This window comes from Embleya sp. NBC_00896 (genome assembly GCF_045207785.1).
In the GTDB taxonomy this organism is placed as follows: Bacteria; Actinomycetota; Actinomycetes; order Streptomycetales; family Streptomycetaceae; genus Embleya.
Map to the genome: position 1 here is coordinate 4,602,541 of NZ_CP108776.1, position 21,286 is coordinate 4,623,826.

Genomic DNA, 21,286 nt, shown 5'->3' on the forward strand with positions numbered 1-21,286 from the left:
GAGCCGCCCCCGCGATTGTCGTCGCGGGGGCGGCTCCGGTGTGCTCGGGCTGCGTCAGCTGATGGAGAGCGTCAGCGTGGCGTTGTAGGTGCCGACCGCCTGGTACGCCGGAACGGCGAGCGACAGGTCCGCGTCGGCGGCGAAGGTGCCACCGGTGACGGCGGCCGCCGGAGCGGATGCCAGGGTGGCGCCGCCGCCGATCGGGCCGGCGCTACCGGCCACCGGGACGCTGGGCGAGCCGGCGCCGGCGGTGACCTTCGGGGTCCAGGTGAACTTGTCGGCGGTGATCTTGCCGCCGGTGCCGTTCGTGAAGTCCGAGACCGCGCCGGTCAGGGTCCAACCGGTGTTGCCGCTGCGGAAGTCCTTCACGGTCACGGTGTTCAGCGCGCCGGTCATGTTCTGCGCCTGGCCGTTGAGCGTGATGTCCGACAGCTTGATCGCGCCGGCTTCCTGCGAGATGGTCAGGCCGCCTGCGACGACCTTGCCTTCCACGGTCTGCGACAGGTTGCTGCCGGGGACGGTCACGCGGAAGGGCTTTTGGACGGCGGTGTCGTCCGTGCCCTCGCTGACCTTGATCGACGTGATGGAGTCCTTGCTCACCACGAAGTCGGAGATGGTGAAGGAGCCGTCGGCGCCGGCCTGGGTGTAGGCGGTGACGTCGTCTTCCTGGTAGTCGCCGGACATGCCGTACGCCAGGACGTAGTTGCCCGGAGTCCAGCCCGAACCCGTGATGACGACCGGGGTGCCGACCGGACCGTTGTCGACGCTCAGTGCGATCTGGCGCTGGGTCGCCTTGACCTTGACCACGCCGCTGATGGCCTCGACGCCGCTGCCCTTGACCTTCACCTTGTAGTCGCCGCCGGCGACCAGCACGCCGATGGTGACGTTGCCCGTGAGCTTGCCGTCGGCGACGGTGAGGGTGTTCGCCGAGATCTTGGCGGGGTCGCACGCCGTGCCGTCGGCGGCGCACAGCTCCGGGACCAGGCCACCGGCGGGCCAGTTGTCGCCGGCCAGGGTGACCTGGCCACCGGCGTTGACCTCGCCGGGGGTCGCGGTGACGGTCGGGTCGGCGGTGCTGGAGCCTTCGACCTTGATGGTGCTGCCGGGGGCGACGGGCGTCACCGGCGAGCACGCGGTCGCGACATCGCTGCCGAGTCCGGCGTCGACGTACGACGTGTAGTTTCCGGGGGCGAGGTTGAGGTCACCGGGCTTGGTCAGCGTGATGTTCGCCGTCATGTCCGAGAGCTTGAGCTCCTCACCGGGGGCGGCGTCCGGGTTCAGCCGAGGGCCCTCGACCGGCACCGAGGCGTTCAGCGCGCCGGTCAGCAGCACCTCGCCCTTGGGCAGCGCCTTGTCCTTCTTGACGTGCATGCCGAAGGGAGTGTTGATCGGCACGATGCCGTTCTTGAGCCAGTGCCAGGTCACCGTGACCTGGTCGCCGACGGTGTAGGTCGGCTTCGCGGGCGTGACCTGGATGTCCATCTTCACGTCGCCGTCCGCGATATCCGCCAGGTACGGGTTCGTGCAGTGCGCGCGGTAGTCGACCGAGGCCGCGGAGGCGGACGGTGCGAACGCGATCAGACCGGCGGTACCGGCCATTGCCAGCGCGCCGACCAGCGCGGTGCTTCTACGTGGAGCGATTCTTCGCATTCGGGACACTATTCTCCTCGCCGGGGTGGAATATGCCTACCGCCACTGTGGAGCTGAACTTCGACACTCGACGAGAAAGACCTGCGGCGTTGGTCGCCGGCGATGGCGAGGCCGGTCGGACTCCCGTCCGGAATGTGCGGGGTGTGGCGGTGATCGGCAATAGATGGTCCGACACCGTATTCATCCGGTAATCGCTGACAAAGTCAATAACTGTTTCGCGGGAATCGAAGTGTCACGTGTCAACAAGATCGACTTTCCTCGATACCCGAAGATTGGAATCGCATATTCCGTTTGCACGCGCGGCCGAGGCCGCCGTCCGGTCGGACGGCGGCCTCGGCGCATGCTGCTCTATTCGGGGTCAGGTCGTGGTGAACGGGGTCGAGGCCTGACGGTCGGGGTGGAAGGTCTCCGACGCGACGATCCCGGTCGTGTTCGTCTTGGTGATCAGGATCCAGATGCTGAAGTCACCGTTGGCGTTTGCCCACGCGCCGGCCCAGTCGCTGGTCTTGGAGCCGCCGGCGAGACCGTTGACGTTGACCCACGCGAGCGAGCCGTAGCCGTGGCCGGTGACCAGGACGAACGTGCACGGGCTGCCCGAGGTCTTGTTCAGCTCCAGCCAGCGGCGCTGCACGGTGACCGCGGCGAGGGCGGAGTTGCTGCCGTCGCTGAGCTTGAGCTTGTACGTGCCCTCGCCCACGTTGCCGGCGATCGTCACGTTGCCGGCCAGCGCGCCGTCCGCACCGATGTGGATCGGACCCGAGGTGATCCGAGCCGTGCTGCAGGCGGAGCCGTCGGCCGCGCACAGGGACGCGGTCGCGGTGCCGTTCGGGGTCCAGTTGTTGCCCGTCACGGCCACCGAACCACCGGCGTGGGTGGTGGTGGGAGACGCGGAGAGCGTGGCCGGCAGGGCCGCGCCGATGGTGAACGGAGCGCTCACCATCGTCGTCTCGTCGGTGCCCTCCATCAGGATGATCGAGGTGATCGAGTCCATGCTCGCGACGAAGTCCGGAATCACGACGGAGCCGTCGGCGGCCGACTCGGCATAGGCCAGGGTGTCGTCCAGCAGATTCCCGGCCGCGTCCCGGCCGTAGGCCAGGATGTAGATGTTCGGGTTGAAGTTCTTGCCGGTCACGGTGACGCCGGTACCCACGGGCCCGCGATTGGGGCTCAGCGAGATCTGCCGGGCGACCGCGTTGATCTTGACCGGGGCGAACGCCTCGCCCGCACCGACGCCGACGCGCAGCTTGTAGTTGCCACCGGGCACGGTCGCCAGGGTGTTGACGCTGCCCGAGAGCGCGCCGTTGGTCACCACGAGGCTGTTGGCCGCGATCTTGCTCGGGTCGCACGAGGCGCCGTTGCTGTCGCACAGCGAGACGGTGGGCGTACCGGCCGCCCAGTTCGCGCCGGACAGCGCGACCGTGCTGCCCGCGTTGAACTCACCGGGCGTCGCGGTCACCGTGGGCTGGCCCTGGGAAGGGCCTTCCACGGTGAGGGTGCGTGAGACCGCGATCGGGTTGATCGGCGAGCACTTGGTCTCGACGTTCTGGCCGACCGCCGTGGTCCACGTCGAGTAGATGTCGGGCGTCAGGTTGACCTGGCCCGCCTGGGTCAGCGTGAAGGTGCCGACCGGGTTGCTCAGGATGAGGTCCTCGCCCGGCAGGGTGCGCGGGTTGATCTTCGGGCCCTGGATCGCGAAGTTGCCGGTCTGCGCGCCCGTCAACTTCACCGTACCGACGGGATACGTGGAGTCCTTGGCGATCTCGCCGACCACCGGGATGGTGGGCGGCGCCTTCGGGTAGAGCTTCCACTGCCACTCGACCGTGACCACGTCGTTCACCTGATAGGTGCTCTTGGCGGGTGTCACGACCAGGTCGATCTTGACGTTGCCGTCGGGCGGCGACGAGTACGGGTTGGTGCAGTGCGTCGCGTAGTCGACCGTGGCGGCCTGCGCCGAGGGGGCGATCGCGACGAGCGCGCCGGTGCCGGAGACGGCGGCGACCGCGGCGATGGCGATCAGTCTGCGTGGAGCGATTCTTCGCATTCGGGACACGATTCTCCTAGCCGGGTGGGGACGTGCCGAGTGACGCGTGGTGCGGAGATCCGGCTCACCCCGGCTGCGCCCGAAGGACGACGATTCGCCGATCGCCGCCGTCGTCGTCCGTCTTGTACGGGCGTCTGGAGCGATGACCGAGAAGCGCGAAAAGCGACGGGGAAGGCGAACTCCGACGGTGGTGCTGGTCTTCCGAAGATCTAGCGAACAAGGGCCCAGGAAGCAATGCGTAATTGGTGATCATCTTGGTGTCACGTGTCACCATGATCATTCTTGATAAACCCTCGATGGGGGCCCTTTCCGAAGTTGACCGTGTCAATAGGTCGGGGCCTTCGAATGCTGGTTGTTGCCCAGTGAATTCATCTACAAAACCGTATTGACTTCTTCCGGTTGCACAGTTTCACTCATGGCTGTGCCGGAGGGGCCCCGAAGCGTGGGGCGAAGCGCCCCGACCCGGATCCCGATTCCACAGCCGTGCAATGCGGCTGTACGTCGGGATGCCCGCCGGTAGCTCCACCGTTTTCGCCTGCGGCGTGCAGGCCAGGGAGAACGTGCGCCACCACCAGGTATCCGGAAAGCGTCGACAAGGAGCTCCACCATGTCTCGTTCCAAGCTGGCCACCACCGGCATCGCATGCGCGGCGGCGGCGTTCGCCGCGACGATGGCCCTGTCCGGCACCGCGCATGCGGTTCCCGATTCCCGCGGCGTGACCCTGACCTGCAAGGACAGCACCGGCACGACGTGGGTCACAGGTGGCGCCGGCACCCTGACGTCGAGTGACCCGGGGGGCGCGAACCCGCAGAAGATGAAGCTCGCGTCGCCGATGGTGGCGCCGGTCGCCATTCCGGCCAACTCGCTCGCCACCACCATCCGCACCGTCCAGACCGGCGCCGGAGCGGGCACGATCCGCGACTTCGTCGGGACGGTCAACCCGCCGATGAACGTCGGCAACCCGATCACCCTCGGGGCGATCCCGGCGACGGCGCGCCTGGCGGCGGGCACCACCGTGCGTCTTCAGGACACCTCGGCCGCCGCGCCCAGCGCCACGAACTGGTCGATGAAGATCAACACGACCATCTCGGGCTCGTCGGTCGACATCTACTGCGCCGGCAAGCAGGACCCGGCCTCGGGCGACTTCGGCTTCTAGTCGCCGCTCGGCCGGGTGTGCCGGCCGCGCCGAGGATGTGCGTACGAGAGGTTGCTGCGTCAATGCCTGCCCGGACGGCGATCGTGCCGTCCGGGTGGGCGTTTTCTCGTTTCCTCCGGGCGCCCGTTGTGCCTTCGGGCGGGCCGGGAGGGAATGCCGGAAACCGTTTTAATCCGGTGTCACGTGTCACTTGGATGGAATTCGATAAACCACGATTCGCTTCCGGTCCCCAGGTCGCGCCGGCGCTCCGTGGTCTCGGCCGATCGATATTCGCAGGTACGGGCTTCGATGGCGACGTGCGGCGTGATCTGCAATTGCGTGGGTCGATCCGGCGAGATCGGGTGGGTGGTGTCGTCGGCGGCCGGCGCGCGGGCGGTGGCGGGATCGGGTCCACGGGACGGCATCGACGTGGTCTCGGCCTCGACTTGGGCCGCGGCCGGCGTTGCCGATTTCATGATCCGATTACGTCGGACCGAACGGCCCGGGTGCCGCCCCGGGGTCGGCGTCATTTGTTTTAAGTGGGCATTCCATCGAGTGGAATCACCGTAAGTGATCGCGCCTATATAGTGACGCGTGTCACCATGATCGAAGTTATGCATTTGATGATCATTGACATTGAGCGTCATGTCTCGGTCAATATGGTTGGAAGGTACTCGAAGATCACTTGGCATTGCAAAGGTGGACATTAGGCATTGACTTCTTTTCGTCCTCCCGCTTCACTCTCCCTTGCCGGAGGGAACCGAACTCGGAGCAATGCGGATCCTCTGCGGTAACGCTCGCATCGTCGTTCCTGTCGTTCTTGTCGATGCCGAGATACCGCCGGCGGTACCAGCGTCTTGCCTGCTTCGGGTACTCGGGCAAGCGTGTCTTCATTCGGAAAGCCGTGAAAGGAGCACTACCTCTCATGTCTCGTTCCAAGATCGCCACGGTCGGCATCGCCTGCACGGCGGGTGCCTTCGCGGCCACGATGGCCCTCGCGGGTACCGCCTCCGCCCTTCCGCCCGAGAACCGCGCGGTCACCCTGACGTGTGTCGACATCAACAGCGGGATCACCTACGCCACCAACGGCGCGGGCACCCTGTCGTCCAGCGACCCGGGCTCGCCCAACCCGCAGAAGATGAAGCTCACGTCGTCGATCCCGGCGCCGCTCACGATCCCGCCCAACTCGCTCACCACCACCATCAAGTTCACCGGTGGGATCACCTTCAGCGGGACGATCAACCCGCCGATGAACCCTCCGAACCCGATCACTCTCGGCCCGGTCCCCGCCGCCTCGCGGATCGCGTCGGGTACGTCGGCCACGCTCGTGAGCACCTCGGGCGCGCCCAGCGCCACGAACTGGTCGGTGCGCATCCAGGCGTCGTTCGCGGGCACCGCGGCCGACATCCGGTGTGTGGGCAGCCAGGCCGCAGGAACCACTTTCACCTTCTGACCGGACCCGGTCCTCGGCCAGAGGGCCGGACCCGCGGAAGACACGGGTGTCACACGCCTGTTCCGGCGGCCCCTGGGCTGCCGGGGCAGGCGTTCCGCATGACCGGACAGTGCCGACCACGACGCGCGTCGATCGCGCCCCGAACCGGTCGTTCCGCTTCCGGAACCCGATCCCCGGTGCCGGCAACGACATCCACCGCGCCGGCGGCCGGAACGCAGGGGGAGCGGACTTCGCCCTCCGACCCGGCTGCCGTCCGGGACGGACGCAGGTCGGCCCCGGTACCCGAATGCGGGTACCGGGGCCGACGCGTGTGCGGGTGGCGCGAAACCGGCTACTTCACCGTGATGCCGGCCATGCCGAGCTTGTCGAACTTGAAGCTCGTGTCGATCTCGACCGCCGTGATGCCGGTGGTCTTCTTGCTCGTGACCAGGATCCACGAGCTGAACTTGCCGTTCCGGTCGGTCCACGCGAGGCCGAAGTTGAACGTCGGGTTCGCGCCTTCCACACCGGCGAGGGCGATCAGCGTGTTCGGGGTGAAGTTCTCACCCGTTACCTTCACGAACGTCCACGGGCGGACGGTGCTCTTGCTCAGCGTCACCTTGCGCTGGACCACCGGGACGTCGGCCTTCTTGACCGTCAGCGGCGTCGACGCGGTGCGAGTGCCGTCGGTGACCTGGACGCTGTACGAGCCGTCCGCGGTGCCGGGGGCGACCGTCACGCCGCCGGAGAGCACACCGTCCGCGCCGATCCGCAGGCTGTTCGCGGAGATGCCCGCGGCGTTGCACGCGGTGCCGTCCGCGGCGCACAGGGACGGCGTGGCGGTGCCGCCCTTGGTCCAGTTGGTGCCGGCGAGCGTCGTCTCCTTCCCGGCCTCCACGGTGCCCGGGGACGCGCTCAGCGTCGCGGTCTCCGGGGTGCTCTGCACGGCGATGCTCTGCGCGACGCCGGAGCCGCCGGTGACCGCGCACGGCGTGGTGAAGTTGCCGTACGGCGTCACCGTCGCGGTGGTGGTCTTGGTCGGGGTCAGATCGACGGTGCCGGTCGCGGTCGCCGGGATCTGCAGCTTGACGTTGAACGGCGGGCTCTGGATCGGCGTGTTGGCCGGGATGTCGATGGTGGTCTCGGCGCCGGTGAGGGTGACCGAGCCGGTGGCTCCGCCGGACAGGGCGAAGTCGATCGACGGCGTCATCTTGATGCCGTTGAGCGCCGCCGGGCTGGTGGCCGGGCTCGCGCCCAGGGTGATCTTGAGGTCGATCGTCTCGCCGGGCTTGGCGGTGGTCGGGCCGTCCACGGTTACCGACATCGGCCCGGTCTTCTCGCCCTGGCCGAGCGGCAGCGAACACGTGACGGTCGGCGTCGTGGTGCCGGCCAGTGCGACAGGCGCGGTGGCGAGGAATCCGGTGATCGCCAGGGTGCCGACGCCGAGTCCGGCGGCGAGGCGCATGGTGCGCTGCTTCATGAGGTGGTGCTCCCTTTCCTGCGTTCCTTGCCGATGGCGGGAGTTGGCGCCGCGCCGGGGCATGGGGGCGGATACGCGTGTACTAAGTGGAACGTGTTACAGAAGTGGGGCGGGTCACATTGATGCGCCTTCGTCCGACGAAGTCAAGAGCCTCGAAAAGCCGAAGTGACCGGCGGGTAGGGCCTCGGCAGGGCGCTGACCTGCGGTGACACGTGTCGTCTGGAGCAGGTGGAACGAGTTCCACCCGTGATCCGGATGTGTCCCGCGAACGGGGTCCGGGAACGCGAACGGGGCGCCCCCCGCCACCTCGGAAGGTGATGGAGGGCGCCCCGCGCGGGGCTGACGCGCCGTCAGGAGATGGTCAGCGTCAGCGTTCCCGTGTACGTTCCGGCCGCCTGGTACGCCGGGACCGCGAGCGACAGGCCCGCGTTCGCGGTGAACACGCCACCGGTCTTGTGCGCCGGGTCCGTGGACGCCGCCGCGCTGCACAGCAGACCGCCGTTGACCGCGCCCGCCGAGCCCGTCACGACCTGGCTGGCCGAGTCCGCCCGAGCCACGCACCCGGGCGTCCACGACAGCGCGGACGCGGGCAGCGAGCCACCCTCGGCCGACTTGAACTCGGAGACCGAGCCGGTGAGTTCCCAGCCGAGCGTGCCCTTGCGGGCGTCGGTGACGGTGACCGCGTTGAGCGAACCCGCCATCGCCTGGTCCCGGTTCGAGAACGCGACGTCCGCGAGCACGACACCGTTCGCCGCCTGCGTCATGGACAACGTGCCCGGTTCCTCACCGGGACCACCGCCACCCTCGAGGGTGAAGGCGGCGAGCGCCATCTTGTTCGGGTCGCCCTTCTCGGACGCCCGGATCTGCGTCGTGCCCGGCTTGGTCACCGTCAGATCGACGGCGAACGTACCGTCCGGGCCGGCCGCGACCTCGACCGTGTCACCGGTCGCGCCCAGGTTGGCGTCCAGGGTCTCCAGGACGACGGCCGCGCCGGGGGTGAAGTTCTTCCCCGTCACGTGCGCCTTCGTCCCCGAGGGGCCCTTGTCCGGTGTGGCCGTGATCGCGCGCGGCAGGACGACCGCCGACGTCACGGTGACGGGGGCCGACAGCGAGGTGACGCCGACGGTGACCTTCACCTGGTACTTGCCCGGCGTCACGTGCGTGCCGAGTGTGGCCTGGGCGGTGAGCGCGCCGCCCTGGGCCACCGAGCCGTTGCCCGCGGTGAACGCCGAGCCGGTGCAGCCCGAACCGTCCTCCTGGCAGAGCTGGACCTGCGGGTTGCCCTGGCCGGTGGGCCAGTGCTCGCCGGTCAGGTGCACCACGTCGCCCGGCTTGAGCAGGCTCTGATCCACGATCAGGTTCGCCTGGGCGGGCTCGCCCACCGCGATCGAGTGCGACGGCGCCGGGTCACCGGTGGGGACACCGCTCGACGACGTGTGGATGACCTTCATGCCATATCCGGCGGGAGCCAGGTCGATCCGGCCCGCCTTCGTGATCTTGAAGCTGCCCTTCATGTCGCCGACCTGGAGCACCTTGCCGCCCTGGCTGGCCGGGTTCCCCTTGGGGCCGGTGACCTGGACGGTGCCGGTCTGCGCGCCGGACAGCTTCACGGTGCCGTTGGGCGTCACCGTGTCCTGCAGCGCGACGACCCAACTGGAGGGGTTGCGCGGATACTGGATCCACTTCCAGTCGACCGTGACCTCGTCGCCGATCTCGTACCACGGCTTGACGGGGCTGACGGAGAGCGCGACCTCGGGTTCCCAGACGAAGTCCGGACCGTTGGCCGGCGCCGGCGTGTAGCGCACGCTGTAGCGAACCGGCTCGGAGTGCCGCAGCGCGTTCTTGTCGACCGAGATCGGCACCGTGATCGACGCCGTGGCGGAGCTGATCCTGACCTGGTGGATGGCATTCGGCAGGTCGGCGGACAACCGGACCCAACCCTGCAGCTTTCCGGAGGCGTCGACGGTGAGGGTGGAGCCCGACGCCCTTTCCGGTCCGCAGCCGCTGCCGTCCTGGTTGCACAGCTCGACGGTGACGCCGCTCGCGCTGGTCGGCCAGTTCTCGCCCGTCACGTCGATCTTCGAGCCGGGACGCGCGATGTTTCGGTCGAAGGCCACCGTCGCGGGCTTGATCGCGCCGTCGACCTTGAGCGTCGCGCCCACGCCGGGCGTGCCGTTGGTGGTGCACGGCGTGTCCCAGGAGCCGAACATGCTCGCGGTGCTCGTATAGCCGCCGGGGGAGAGGTTGAGCTCACCCGGTTTGGCGATCTTCAGCTTGCCGGTCATGTTCGACAGCCACAGCTTCTCACCGCCGGGAGTCTGCGCGTTCTTCTGCGGACCCTCCATGGCGATCTCGCCGCCCTGCGCGCCGGAGACGAGGACCTTGCCCCGAGGCTTGACCGCGTCGGCGTTCACGGTCACCGAGGACGGGTTCTTCGCCGCGTCCTTCCAGGTCCAGGTGACGGTGACCTCGTCGCCCACGTTGTACTTCGCCTTGGCCGGCTCGACCGAGAGGTCGACCTGGGCGTCGAAGTCGAACGGACCGCCACCGATGCTCGGCGGTACACAGTGCACGTTGTACGTCACAGCGGCCGCACTCGCGGACTGTGCCCCCGCGCCCACGCCCAGGGCACCGGCCACGAGGGCGGTACCGAGCACGCCGGCGATGCGTTTGTTGCGGAATCCGGACCCAGTGCTTTCCCTGGTTCTTGGTCTGAGCATGTGGTGCTGTCCCTCCTCGGGATGCCTGCCTGGCCCGCCGGGGGAGCGGGCAGTCGAACACCACACCGGGACCGGTCCGCCGCCGTCGGTGACCCGCGCGGCGCGGGGCGGTCGATTCGGTGCCGTGCGCCGATTCGACGTAGGCGGGGTGATACCCGACCCCGCCGTTGTCACCCGGTCGTTCCTGCTGATGAAACCTGTTCCAGAAAACAGCGCCTCCCATTCAGCCCGGGGGCGTTTGCGAAGTCAACAGCGGAACGCGATCCGGCGACAACGATTTGTGTGCGGATTCGACGGGCGGGAACGGGCGACGGGACGCCCACCGCGCAGTGAGGGAATGCGGCGGGCGCCCCGTCGGTGAACCGACGAATACTGTCAGGAAATCGACAGGGTCAGCGTCGCGCTGTAGTCGCCGGCGCCCTGGTAGGCCGGAACCTTCAGGTCGATGTCGGCGTCGGCGGAGAAGGTGCCGCCGGTGTTGGTCGTGCCCTGGGCCACGGAGGCGAGGGTCGCACCCGCGCCGATGGTGCCCGCGCTGCCCGCGACCGGTGTGCCCTTCGACTTCTCGTCGGCCTTGGTGGCCTTCGGCTTCCAGGAGAAGCGGTCGGCGGGGATGGTCTCGCCGGCCTCCGTCGCGAAGTCGGTGATCGAACCGGTCAGCGTCCACCCGGCGTTGCCGCCGCGCAGGTCGGTGACGGTGACGGTGTTGAGCTTGCCCGTCATGGTCTGGTCCTGCGCGCTCACGCCGACCTCGGACAGCCGGATGCCGCCGGACTGCTGCGTGATGGTCAGCGCGCCGGCGGTGATCGTGCCGTCGAGCTTCTGGGTCAGGTCGCCGGGCTTGGGCGGCTCGACCTTCTTGCGGACCAGGAGCTGCGCCTGGCCGGCGTTGCCCGCGCTGTCGGCCACCGCGAGCGTGTGCGTGCCGTTGGCGACGTCGCCGGCGAGCTTGACCTTGCCGGTCAGGTTGCCGGCCGCGTCCACGGCGAGCGTGGAGCCGGCGATCCCGGCGGCGTTGCCGTCCAACGTCGCGGTCACCGCGCCGGGGGCGAACTTGGTTCCGGTCAGGGCCACTTCGGTACCCGGCTCGACCGCGCCGGAGGGCGCGCTCAGCACCGGCTGGTCGGCCGCGCCGACCTTGAGGGTGGCCGAGGGGGCGACCGTGTTGACCGGGTTGCACTTGGTCTCGGCGTCCAAGCCGAAGGCCTTGGTGAAGGTCGAGTACAGCCCAGGGGTCAGCGTCACGTCGCCGGCCTGGGTCAGCTTGACCTTGCCGGTCATGTTGGTGAGCACGAGCTCCTGGCCCGGACCGGTCTCGGGGTTGATCCGCTGACCCTCGACCGCGACCGCACCGGTGGCCGCGCCGCCGAGGGTGACGCTGCCCTTGGGCAGCGTCGAGTCCTTGTCCACCTTGCCGACGACGGGGATCTCCGGCGGCGCCTTCGGGTACGACTTCCAGGTCCAGGTGACCGTGACCTCTTCGCCGATGTCGTAGCGCGCCTTGGCCGGCGCGACCGTCAGGTCGATCTTCAGGTCGCCGTCCGGGATCACCAGGTCCTTGACGATCTGGTTCACGCAGTGCGAGGTGTAGGACACCTCCGCCGCGTTCGCGGCGGGTGCGAGCGCCACCATGCCGACGGTGCCGGCGATCGTCACGACGCCGAGCGACGCGGCGAGTTGCTTGTTTGCCTTGAACATATGGTGCGTTCCTTTTCTCGGTTACCGCTCTGCCGGCGCCGGGGAAGGCGGGGCAGCCGAAACACCACATCGAGAGGCCGCGCGTGTGGTCGGCGGGTATACACGCCCGCGCGGGCCCCGATGCCTCGTGCGCGGCCGGGCGGGTGCCGCCGCGAGGTGCGGCCCTGCCAGGTCGGTGGAACGTGTTACAGAAATTGTGCTCGCTCATTCCGCGTCAGCAAGATCACAAAGTCAAGGGATTCGGGCGGGAAAAAACGGAAGGACGCCCTCCTCATGTCGCGCGAGGAGGGCGTCCCGATTGCCGACGGTGACTCAGCTCAGACTGAGCGTCAGATTCCCCGTGTAGGTGTCGGAGCGCGAGCCGCCGGGGAGCGACAGGTTCAGCAGGGCGTTCGCCTCGAACGCGCCGCCGGTGACGGCGCCGGTGCTCGGGTTCTGCCGGCACAGCACCTCGGCGCTGCCGCCGACCGTGCCGGGCACACCGGTGCCGACGGTGGCGGGCGGGCCCTCGACGGTCGTACAGGCCGGGATCCAGGTGAGCTGCCGGGCGGGGATGACCTCGCCGCCCTGGCCGACGAAGTCGCTGGTCTGGGCGGTCAGCGTCCACCCGAGCGTGCTGCCGCGTCGGTCCACGATGGACACCGGGTTGAGCCGACCCTCCAACTGCTGCGGGTCGCCGGTGGGTTGGAACTGCGGCATGGTCACCCCGGCCTGATCCTGGCGCATGAACAGTGGTCCGGCCACGGCGTCCACGGGCGTCTGCGGTACCTGGCCGGCGGGTGGCAGTGGAAGGGTGCTCGGCGGAGCGGTGGACCCGGTGGTGGGCCCGGCCGTCGCGCCGGTTCCACCGAGCGTCGGATCGCCGACGGTGCCGGCGGGCGGGCCGGTGGAGGTGCTGCTCGGGGGCGGGGTGGAGGGTGTCCCGGACGAACCGGCGGCGGTGCCCGAACCGCCGTTGGCACCCGGCCCCGGCGTCTGGCGGATGCCGACCTCGATGCTCGCCGAGACGGGCAGGCGGTCGGGATGTACCGGAGTGCAGGGCGAGTCCCGGATCAGGAACTGCTTGAGTACGTACGCCCCGGGGGCCAGGTCGATCCGACCCTCCGCCGCGATGGTGAACCTGCCGGTCATGTCCGCGAGCGGGAGCGGCTCGGAGCGGCCGACGGCCGGGTGCTTCGCGGGGCCCGCGAGCGCGATGTCGCCGACCTGGGCGTTGGAGAGCTTGACCGTGGCGTTCGGAGTCTCGGTGTCCGGGAGGACACCGGTCCACGTCCACGGGTTGCGCGGGGGTGTTGCCCAGTGCCAGGTGACGGTCACCTCTTCGCCGACCTTGTACGTGCCCTGCTTGGGCGGCGACACGGAAAGCTCGATCTTCGGCTTCCACGTGAAGACGGGACCGGCGGCGGGCGGCGGTTCGCAACTCACCTCGTGCTCCACGGGCGCCGCCTGTGCCGCGGGTGCGACAGCCGTGAGACCTGCCGCGCCGGCGGCGAGCACGCCCGCCCCCAACATCGCGAGCAGCCTCCTGCGGGGTGGAACCATGCGCGGGACGCTCCTTTCCTGTCGGACCCCGGATCCACTGGGACGCGAGGGACCTGAAACGTGTTCCATAAATGAGCCAAATGCCCATTGATTCCGCTTGCCTGACGTGGTGTCAAGGGATCTTCCCCGGCTGTGACGGGTTCGAGAAGCGACGGCACGGAGCGTCGTCGTCGACACGGTCGAGCGTCACGTCCGAGGCGGTCGCGGGCCGGTCGCTCGGCCCGACACGCCGTCGACGACGGTCCCGTGGTCGTGGAGTCGAGCGCGAAGGTGGGCCTCGGGCATGTTCGCCCGGGGTCCCCCTTTCTTTCCGGGGCGAAAGCCGCACCTCGCTCGACACGTGTCGAGTTTGTGACGACCTGTCAACCGTCTTGTCGACACAGCGATTCCGCAGGTCCGCGCGATATGGAACCGTGTCCGACGGATGCAGATTTTCTGCTTATCGCTGTTGTCCGCTCATGCCACTTGTCGTACCGTCACCCGAAGATCTGACGTGACATCAAGTACTGGAACAGTGTCGATGTCTCCCGGATGCGCCAAGGGAAGCCCCTTCCAGGGAACGCAAGGCGTGTCCCGCCGGTGCTCGCGTGGTCCGGGTTTTCCGCCCGGTCCGCGCCTCGAAAGGGGGAAGTCGGGTGTGGCGACCGCGTGTGCCCGATGAGTCGGGGCGCGTGACGGGTCGGTGCAGGCCGACGTGCCGGAACGGCCCTGCTGAGCGCGTGCCGCTCCGGCCGTTCCGATCAGGACTGCGTGGCAAGCAAGAGATCCCCCGAAGGGAGAATCACCCTATGGTCAGGCCCCACAAGCGAACAGCGGGCGGATTGGCGGCGATTGCCGTCATGGCGGGCAGCATGCTGGCGTTCGCGCCGCAGGCGAACGCGGCGCCGATCACCACTCAGGTGAAATGCGACTTCAGTGACCCCGTCGTCGCGGCCGCCATGGGCGGGCCGAGCAAGTCGGGTCCCCAGCCGTTCACGGTCACCGGTCCGAGCTCGGCCGAGCCCGGCAAGTCGATCCAGTTGAACATCGATCCGGGCGTCAGCCCGGCGGCCTCGCCGATCAAGGCCACCGTCAAGATTACGCCGACGCTGACCTTCACCGCGAAGTACGAGGGCGGCTCCGCCACCGTCACCGCCGTGGGCGGCACGGCCAGCCTGAGCGTCGAGGCGGCGGCCGGGATCGACGTGGGCGCGTTCGCGGCCAACGTCTCGGTGCCGGCCGCGGCCAAGGGGAAGCTGGAACTGATCCCCAAGAAGTTCTCCCTGAAGATCGAGGTCCCCGAGCCGCCGCTGACGCTGAACGTCCCCTGTGACGTCACCGGCACGGCTCCGGTGGCGTTCTCGGTGCAGCTCCCGGCCGCGAACACGACGGGGACCACCGGGACGACGGGCACGACCGGTACCACCGGGACCACGGGGACCACCGGGACCACGGGCACGACCGGAACCACCGGGACGACGGGCACCACCGGCGGCGGCACGCTGCCCAAGACCGGCCCGCTCGACGACGCGCTCTCCATGGGTCTGCTCGGCGGCACCGTCGGTCTGCTCGGCATCGGCGGCGTCCTGCTCGCGACCCGTCGGGTTCGGGCCTCTCGCAACGCTTGATCGATGGCACGGAGCGGTCGGCCTTCCATATTCGGAAGGCCGACCGTGTCGCTCACCGTCGGCTATTGACTATGCGGCGTGATCGCGCGTGAATGGCACGCCAGAATCTGTAACAGGTTTCAATTCGCACCAGCAGGGTCCGCGCCCCGCAAGGGAATCGACGGACAGTGAGACGGCCGCCTCGGCCGTGTGCAAACGGATCTCGAGCGAGGCGACCGCCCCAGGTACGGCACCGGAGCGCCGGTCTCATGGTAGTGCGACGCTCCCCGACACCGGCTCCGGTGTGGTGTTCGACCGCCCCGCCCCCTGGCGGCCGGTGGTAACCCCCTGAAGGGAGCAGCACCACAATGTTCAAACCCAGCAAGAAGGTTGTCGCGTCGCTCGGCGTCGCGATGATCGCGGGTACGGCCGGACTGATCGCGGGCGCGCCGATGGCATACGCCGGATCGGTCAACCCGGACCTGACCTGCACCGAGCCGATCCTGAACTGGAACAAGTCCGGCAAGCAGACGTTCGACGTGGCGCTCACGCCGGACACCGGTGACGCGCCGGGGACGGTGCAGGCCAAGATCGACGCGGGCGAGAATCCACTGCGGCCGGACACCGCCTTCCCCGGTATCGGCTTCGTCGGCCAGTACACCTTCGCGTTGAGCACCGGCGGCGAAGTGACCCTGACCGCCCCGAAGTTCACCGCGGACATCGGTCCCACGGTGGGCATCAACCCGCCCGAGTTCACCGCCGACCTGGCCATTCCGCAGGCCGCCCCGGGCACCAAGATCGACCTGACCCTCAAGACGTTCGCACTGGACGTCTACCTGCCCGGTCAGGCGAACAAGATCACCACGGCCACCTGCCAGGTGACCGGCAGCAACGGCGTCGTCGCGTCCTACAAGGTCGCCGACACCCCGCCGTTGGACCCGACCCTGACCACGACTCCCGGACAGGTCAAGCCCGGCGGCGCCCTCACCGTCGCCGGTACGAACTGGCCGGCAGGTACCCCCACGGTCGCGCTGTGCGACTCGACCGGCAACGCGTGTGACGCGACCAAGGTCACCGGGGCGCTCACGGTCACGGACGGCGCGCTCGCCGGTACCGCGACGATCGGCGCGACCGTCGCGGACGGCTCGTACCAGCTCAAGGTCACCGTCGGCGACAAGTCCAAGACCTCGAACGTCTCGGTCAAGGCGGACGTCCCGAGCAACCCGCGCAAGCTCACCCTCGACCCGACCCACGGGCCGGTCGGCACCGAGGTCACGGTCGCCGGCGAGGGTTACACGCCGGGCGCCGACGTGTACGTGATCCCGACCAACGCCGCGCAGCAGCCGGATGTCCCCGGTCTGGTGATGGCGAAGGCCGGCACGGACGGCAAGTTCACCGCGAAGGTCAAGGTCAACAAGGCCGACACCACGCTGATCGCGGCCTCCGAGGACACCACCGGCACGCTGTCCGCAGGCGCGCCGTTCACGGTCGACGGGGTCGAACCCCCGGCCGGCTCGTTGAAGCAGGACCTCACCGGCAAGATCGCCGGCGGCGCCCTGACGATCTCTCAGGAGAACGGCGGGATCAAGCTGTCCGACGTGACCCTGAACGGGACCGAGCAGAACATGACCGGCGCCCTGAACACGGTGACGGTCAAGGACTACCGCGGCGGGGCCACCGGCTGGACACTGACCGGTTCGGTGACGGACTTCAGCAACGGCGCGGGCGGCACCATCGCGGCGGAGAAGTTCTCGTGGACCCCGAAGGTCACGCCGGGCGAGGGTTCGCCGAGCCAGGCCGTGGCCGGTAGCGCCGGCCCGATCGGCAAGACCGGCGCCACGCTGGCCTCCGCGCCCAACGCGGCGGTCACGGGTGGCACGTTCGCCGCCGACGCGGGTCTGGCCCTGGCGGTTCCCGCCTACCAGGCCCCCGGCACCTACAGCGCGACGCTCACCCTCTCCATCTCCTAAACCGGAACCCTCCGGCGCGGAGACCTCGAACGGCCTTGAAACCAGGGGCTCGTGGGCCACGGACACCATCCGTGGCCCACGATCCGCCGGCGCGGGCCGCTGCGGATCGACGCAGAGCGGAGGGTGGGGCGGGCAGCCGGCCCGTCCCGCCCACACCGCACTCGTCCGATCCGCGTCAGCACCACTCAGGCACACAGCGCGGGCCCTTCGGATCCGCTCCCGAAGCCGGCCCATTCGATCCGCAGCACACAGACCAGCTGGAGACACCGATGACGGGCACCTCGGCCCTCCCGAGCCGCCGGCAAGGCGGACGCACACGAACCCTGGGCACGCTGTTCGCAGTGCTGGCAACGCTGTTCGCGGCGCTGACCCTGGTCGCGCCGACGCCCGCGTCGGCCGCCGGAAACGGCGAATGGTCGGTCGATCCCTTCGTGCCCGACGGCACCAGCCAGAACGCGCGCCGCTACTTCTTCCTCGAAGGCGCCGCCGGCACGACCGTCCCGGACACCGTGACGGTGCACAACACGAGCCCGGCGCCGCTCACGATGAAGCTGTTCGGCGCGGACGCGTACAACACGCCCCGCGACGGCGGCTTTGCGTTGCGCACGGTCACCGACAAGCAGACCGACATCGGCACCTGGATCCAGGTCGCGCCCGAGAACCAGACGCTGACCCTGCAGCCGGGCGAGAAGCGCGCGGTCCCGTTCAACATCGTCATCCCGCCGAACGCGACTCCCGGTGACCACCCCGGGGCCGTGGTCGCGCTCAACACCGCGGTCGAGGGCACCAAGCAGCAGGGCCAGATCAAGGTCAACATCCAGCGCCAGATCGGTGCCCGTGTCTATCTCCGGGTCCAGGGCGACGCGCTGCCGGCCGTGGACATCCAGAAGATCGACGTCGAGCGCAACGCGGGCTTCGGCCAGTTCTTCGGTTCGGGCAGGGCGAAGATCACCTATCGGATCGTCAACCGCGGCAACGTGATCCTGCGCCCCAAGTTCGACATCGAGGCCAAGGGCCTGTTCGGCCGCGAGCTGTTCGACAAGGTGGACGAGGGCACCGAGATCCTGCCCGGCGCGACCGTGGAGAAGGTCATCGACTGGAAGGACGCGCCGCGTCTGGACCACGTCACGATCAAGGTCAGCGGCGGGGCCGCCGACCTGAACGTCAAGGACAGCGCGAGCGTTTCCTACACGGCGGTGCCGTGGCCGAGCCTGCTCACGCTGGCCGTCCTCCTGCTCGCCGGCGGGTTGGGCTGGAACCTGTGGCGCAACAACCGCAAGGGTGGCAAGGGCGGGGACCCGGCCAAGCCCGAGGGGCCGAGCGGCCCGACCGACGACACCACCGTGCTGCCGCCGATCCCGGCCGCACCGGCTGCGACGAAGGCCGCCGAGCACGCCGAGACGTCCGGCGAGCCCGAGCCGGCGAAGGCGCCGGTCGAGGCGGAAGCCGCGCCGGTGCCGGACCCCGAGCCGGCGAAGCCGGCGGCGCCCGTGGGTGCCGCGAAGGACGACGAGTCGGTCGAGTCGGTCGAATCCGCGTCCGAGGCGCCCGCCGAGGCCGAGGAAGCCGTCGCCGAGACGCCGGTTGCCGTTGCCGACTCCGGTGACGAAACGGCCGCGGCCGACGACGTCGAGGTGACCGAGGGCAAGGCGGCCGAGGACAAGGCCACCGAGGACAAGGCGACCGAGTCTCCCGAGGCCGACGCCGAGCCTGTCGCGAGCGAACTCCCCGCGGCGGTTGCCGAAGCGGAGCCCGCGGCGGACAAGCCTGCGACGGACAAGCCCGCCGAGGACACGGCCGCCGAAGCGGACGAGCCCGCCGCCGCGCCGGCCGAGCCCGCCGAGCAGCCCGCTGCGGCCGCCGACAAGCCCGCTGCCGCCGCCCCGAAGAAGACCGCCAAGCGCCCGAAGGGCAAGCAGCCGCCGCCCCGACCGCGCGCCGACGCCCCGGCCGCCGAGGAAGCGGCGGACTCGGCGGACTCGGCGGACTCCGCGGGGGTCGGCCGTTGATCATGGGTCACCGCGTCCACAACGCAGCTCGGGTCGGCCGCTCCCGCGGTGCCGCCCTCGCGCTGATCGCCGTGCTGCTGCTGGGGTTCGTCGCCCTGGGCGGCACGGCGCCCGCGCGTGCGGCGGACCCGCCGCCGGGCGCCAACCCCAGCGCGTCCATCGACCCCGGCAAGGCCGCGGTCGGGGACAAAGTGTCCGTGGTCGGCGGCGACTGGACGCCCGGATCGCTGGTCCAGGCGAGCATCTGCGGCGAGAACGGCCTGCGCGGCACCGTCAACTGCGCCGCGGCGAGCGCCGCGAGCGGCACCGTCGACGCGGGCGGCAACGTCGCGATCACCCTGACGGCGGTCGTTCCGCCGTCCCCCTGTCCGTGCGTCGTCCGGATCGCCGTGGTCATGAACGGCCCGGCGAAGGACGCGAGTGTGCCGCTGGAGATCGACGGCGCTCCGTTCGCGCCGCTGCCGCAACTGGTCAAGACGCCCGGGCGGCTGGTGTTCATCGACAGCGCGATGGTCGGCGAGGACACGATCTTCACCTGGTTCGGTTCACCGGTCCAACGCCGGTTCCGGATCGAGGTCGGGAACATGGGCCAGACGGCGATCATCAACCCGACCTTCCGGATCGGTTTCTACGAAGGCGTCTACGCCCCGACGTGGGAGGACTTCGAGTCGCACATCACGATCGCGCCGGGTCAGCGGACCACCGTCTCGCTTCCGGTGGAACTGGACGCCCGGCAGCACGGCACCTTCAGTTGGCGCGTGATGTACGACGGCCAGATCGTGGACGAGCAGGCCCTGGAGGTCGGCCGACCGTGGGGCGTATACATCTTCGGCGCCCTCCTGGTGATCGTCGTCCCCGTGGCGATCTGGCGACTGTTCCTGCGGATCGTCGAGTTGATCGGCGAGCAGCGAGCCCGGCGGACGTCCGAGCGCGAGCGCGAAGTCGGGCTGCCGGAGACGTCCTCGCTCACCGGGAGGCCGATGCGCAACCGAACACCCGTCGAGGACACGGCGGATGACGGAGCGTCAGCGGCCAAGACCGCGAACCGCCGCCCGCCGGCCGCACCGGACGCACCGGCCGAGCCCGGCGAACCGGTCGACCTGAGCAAACGCCCCATCCGTTCGATTGTCGAGACGGTGGTGATCGGCGGTCCGCTGTACGCCGACGCCGAGCCCGCCGAGGGCGGCCGGCCCCGACCCGACGAGTCGGGGGGTCGGGACCGATGACCACCCGCCCCCGTACGGGAGCCGCCGCCCTCATCGCGACCGTCGCGGTGGTCGGCAGCGTGCTCGCGCTCTATATCGGGCCGGGCGGCGGCGAGTTCGGCCCGTCGCAGTCCAAGGTCACCGACCAGCCCGGCCCGGACGGCGGCGGGGTGTTCCGGCCCGCGCCGAGCACCACCGAGGGCGCGCTCTCGGCGCCGCCGAGCGACGGCGCGACCACCGGCGACTCGACCGGCTCGGGCGACGCCGGCGGCGGCACGACCGACGGCCGGACCGGTTCGCCCGGCGGATCCGGGGATCTCGACTGGGACACCAGGATCGAGCAACCCCGGTCCCCGGCCCGGGTGGACGGCAACGTCAACCCGGGAGTCCTGGCGGTCAGTACGCCGGGCACCGGCCAGAGCCGGCTCACGGTGGATCGGGTGAGCGGCACCGCGAAGGGTGCCTTGAACCCGATGCTCGTGCAGGACTTTCGGGGTTCGCGCCACGGCTGGACCCTCACGGGTGCGATGTCCGACTTCCGGGCGGAGGACGGAACCCGGATCGAGGCACACAACCTCGTCTGGAATCCGTACTGCACCCCGCATCCGGGGCGCGGCCCCTATCCCAGCTCGGCGAAGCCCGGAAACCGGGCGCAGTCGAGTCGGACGGCAACCCTTTGCTCTACATCGGCGTCACCGAGCGTCACGGGGGGTGAGTTCGACGTCGGAGCGGACCTGATCCTGCGTCTGCCCGACCGGAACACGTCGGCCGAGAGCTACTCGGCGACCTTGACGCTCACGCTCAGCTGACCGAACACG

General features: G+C 69.5%; 14 protein-coding genes. 7 read left to right on the plus strand and 7 right to left on the minus strand.

The features are described 5' to 3' along the window. Positions 1-54: 54 nt before the first annotated feature. Positions 55-1,650: a hypothetical protein gene (locus tag OG928_RS21010; protein WP_406286032.1), complete on the minus strand. Its 1,596-nt coding sequence runs from the start codon at positions 1,648-1,650 to the stop codon at positions 55-57. 358 nt (positions 1,651-2,008) lie between these two features. Then, a complete protein-coding gene (locus OG928_RS21015) occupies positions 2,009-3,691 on the minus strand; it encodes a hypothetical protein (protein ID WP_406286034.1) in 1,683 nt (560 codons plus the stop codon). A gap of 607 nt (positions 3,692-4,298) precedes the next feature. Between OG928_RS21015 and OG928_RS21020 the strand changes: the two genes are divergently transcribed. Beyond that, entirely contained in the window at positions 4,299-4,847 is a 549-nt protein-coding gene (locus OG928_RS21020; protein WP_406286036.1) for a hypothetical protein, read from the plus strand. Between the two features lie 179 nt (positions 4,848-5,026). Here OG928_RS21020 and OG928_RS21025 read toward each other — a convergent pair whose 3' ends face one another. After that, a complete protein-coding gene (locus OG928_RS21025; protein WP_406286038.1) occupies positions 5,027-5,473 on the minus strand; it encodes a hypothetical protein in 447 nt (148 codons plus the stop codon). Positions 5,474-5,751: 278 nt separating this feature from the next. Between OG928_RS21025 and OG928_RS21030 the strand changes: the two genes are divergently transcribed. After that, complete coding sequence (locus OG928_RS21030) at positions 5,752-6,279, plus strand: hypothetical protein (protein ID WP_406286039.1); 528 nt, start codon at positions 5,752-5,754, stop codon at positions 6,277-6,279. Positions 6,280-6,610: 331 nt separating this feature from the next. Here the strand turns inward: OG928_RS21030 and OG928_RS21035 are convergent, their stop codons facing one another. The 4 genes from OG928_RS21035 to OG928_RS21050 all read right to left on the minus strand — a co-directional run bounded on the left by OG928_RS21035 (position 6,611) and on the right by OG928_RS21050 (position 13,698). Beyond that, positions 6,611-7,738, minus strand: a complete 1,128-nt coding sequence (locus OG928_RS21035; protein ID WP_406286042.1) for a hypothetical protein — start codon at positions 7,736-7,738, stop codon at positions 6,611-6,613. Between the two features lie 350 nt (positions 7,739-8,088). Further along, a complete protein-coding gene (locus OG928_RS21040; protein WP_406286044.1) occupies positions 8,089-10,458 on the minus strand; it encodes a hypothetical protein in 2,370 nt (789 codons plus the stop codon). A gap of 375 nt (positions 10,459-10,833) precedes the next feature. Further along, the gene (locus tag OG928_RS21045) at positions 10,834-12,156 is read right to left on the minus strand and encodes a WxL domain-containing protein (RefSeq protein WP_406286045.1); all 1,323 of its coding nucleotides are present in this window, start codon (positions 12,154-12,156) and stop codon (positions 10,834-10,836) included. Positions 12,157-12,468: 312 nt separating this feature from the next. Then, positions 12,469-13,698 carry a hypothetical protein gene (locus OG928_RS21050; RefSeq protein ID WP_406286048.1) on the minus strand — a complete coding sequence of 410 codons (1,230 nt, stop codon included), beginning with the start codon at positions 13,696-13,698 and terminating at the stop codon, positions 12,469-12,471. A gap of 839 nt (positions 13,699-14,537) precedes the next feature. Here OG928_RS21050 and OG928_RS21055 point away from each other — a divergent pair. The 5 genes from OG928_RS21055 (at position 14,538) to OG928_RS21075 (ending at position 21,277) form a co-directional block, all read left to right on the plus strand. Further along, the gene (locus OG928_RS21055) at positions 14,538-15,305 is read left to right on the plus strand and encodes a hypothetical protein (protein ID WP_406286050.1); all 768 of its coding nucleotides are present in this window, start codon (positions 14,538-14,540) and stop codon (positions 15,303-15,305) included. 347 nt (positions 15,306-15,652) lie between these two features. Beyond that, on the plus strand, positions 15,653-17,254 hold the full coding sequence (locus tag OG928_RS21060; protein ID WP_406286053.1) for a hypothetical protein: 1,602 nt from the start codon (positions 15,653-15,655) through the stop codon (positions 17,252-17,254). 269 nt (positions 17,255-17,523) lie between these two features. Beyond that, positions 17,524-19,263, plus strand: a complete 1,740-nt coding sequence (locus tag OG928_RS21065) for a WxL protein peptidoglycan domain-containing protein (protein ID WP_406286055.1) — start codon at positions 17,524-17,526, stop codon at positions 19,261-19,263. A 2-nt stretch (positions 19,264-19,265) separates the two neighbouring features. Further along, a complete protein-coding gene (locus OG928_RS21070; protein WP_406286057.1) occupies positions 19,266-20,489 on the plus strand; it encodes a hypothetical protein in 1,224 nt (407 codons plus the stop codon). Then, positions 20,486-21,277: a hypothetical protein gene (locus tag OG928_RS21075; protein WP_406286059.1), complete on the plus strand. Its 792-nt coding sequence runs from the start codon at positions 20,486-20,488 to the stop codon at positions 21,275-21,277. Before OG928_RS21070 ends, OG928_RS21075 begins: the two co-directional genes overlap by 4 nt. Positions 21,278-21,286: the final 9 nt, after the last annotated feature.

What these genes read in the sequence shown, in the direction of transcription:
- OG928_RS21010 (WP_406286032.1), bottom strand. Translation starts at nt 1,650, where the DNA reads ATGCGAAGAATCGCTCCACGTAGAAGCACCGCGCTGGTCGGCGCGCTG.
- OG928_RS21015 (WP_406286034.1), bottom strand. Translation starts at nt 3,691, where the DNA reads ATGCGAAGAATCGCTCCACGCAGACTGATCGCCATCGCCGCGGTCGCC.
- OG928_RS21020 (WP_406286036.1), top strand. Translation starts at nt 4,299, where the DNA reads ATGTCTCGTTCCAAGCTGGCCACCACCGGCATCGCATGCGCGGCGGCG.
- OG928_RS21025 (WP_406286038.1), bottom strand. Translation starts at nt 5,473, where the DNA reads ATGACGCTCAATGTCAATGATCATCAAATGCATAACTTCGATCATGGT.
- OG928_RS21030 (WP_406286039.1), top strand. Translation starts at nt 5,752, where the DNA reads ATGTCTCGTTCCAAGATCGCCACGGTCGGCATCGCCTGCACGGCGGGT.
- OG928_RS21035 (WP_406286042.1), bottom strand. Translation starts at nt 7,738, where the DNA reads ATGAAGCAGCGCACCATGCGCCTCGCCGCCGGACTCGGCGTCGGCACC.
- OG928_RS21040 (WP_406286044.1), bottom strand. Translation starts at nt 10,458, where the DNA reads ATGCTCAGACCAAGAACCAGGGAAAGCACTGGGTCCGGATTCCGCAAC.
- OG928_RS21045 (WP_406286045.1), bottom strand. Translation starts at nt 12,156, where the DNA reads ATGTTCAAGGCAAACAAGCAACTCGCCGCGTCGCTCGGCGTCGTGACG.
- OG928_RS21050 (WP_406286048.1), bottom strand. Translation starts at nt 13,698, where the DNA reads ATGGTTCCACCCCGCAGGAGGCTGCTCGCGATGTTGGGGGCGGGCGTG.
- OG928_RS21055 (WP_406286050.1), top strand. Translation starts at nt 14,538, where the DNA reads ATGGCGGGCAGCATGCTGGCGTTCGCGCCGCAGGCGAACGCGGCGCCG.
- OG928_RS21060 (WP_406286053.1), top strand. Translation starts at nt 15,653, where the DNA reads ATGTTCAAACCCAGCAAGAAGGTTGTCGCGTCGCTCGGCGTCGCGATG.
- OG928_RS21065 (WP_406286055.1), top strand. Translation starts at nt 17,524, where the DNA reads ATGACGGGCACCTCGGCCCTCCCGAGCCGCCGGCAAGGCGGACGCACA.
- OG928_RS21070 (WP_406286057.1), top strand. Translation starts at nt 19,266, where the DNA reads ATGGGTCACCGCGTCCACAACGCAGCTCGGGTCGGCCGCTCCCGCGGT.
- OG928_RS21075 (WP_406286059.1), top strand. Translation starts at nt 20,486, where the DNA reads ATGACCACCCGCCCCCGTACGGGAGCCGCCGCCCTCATCGCGACCGTC.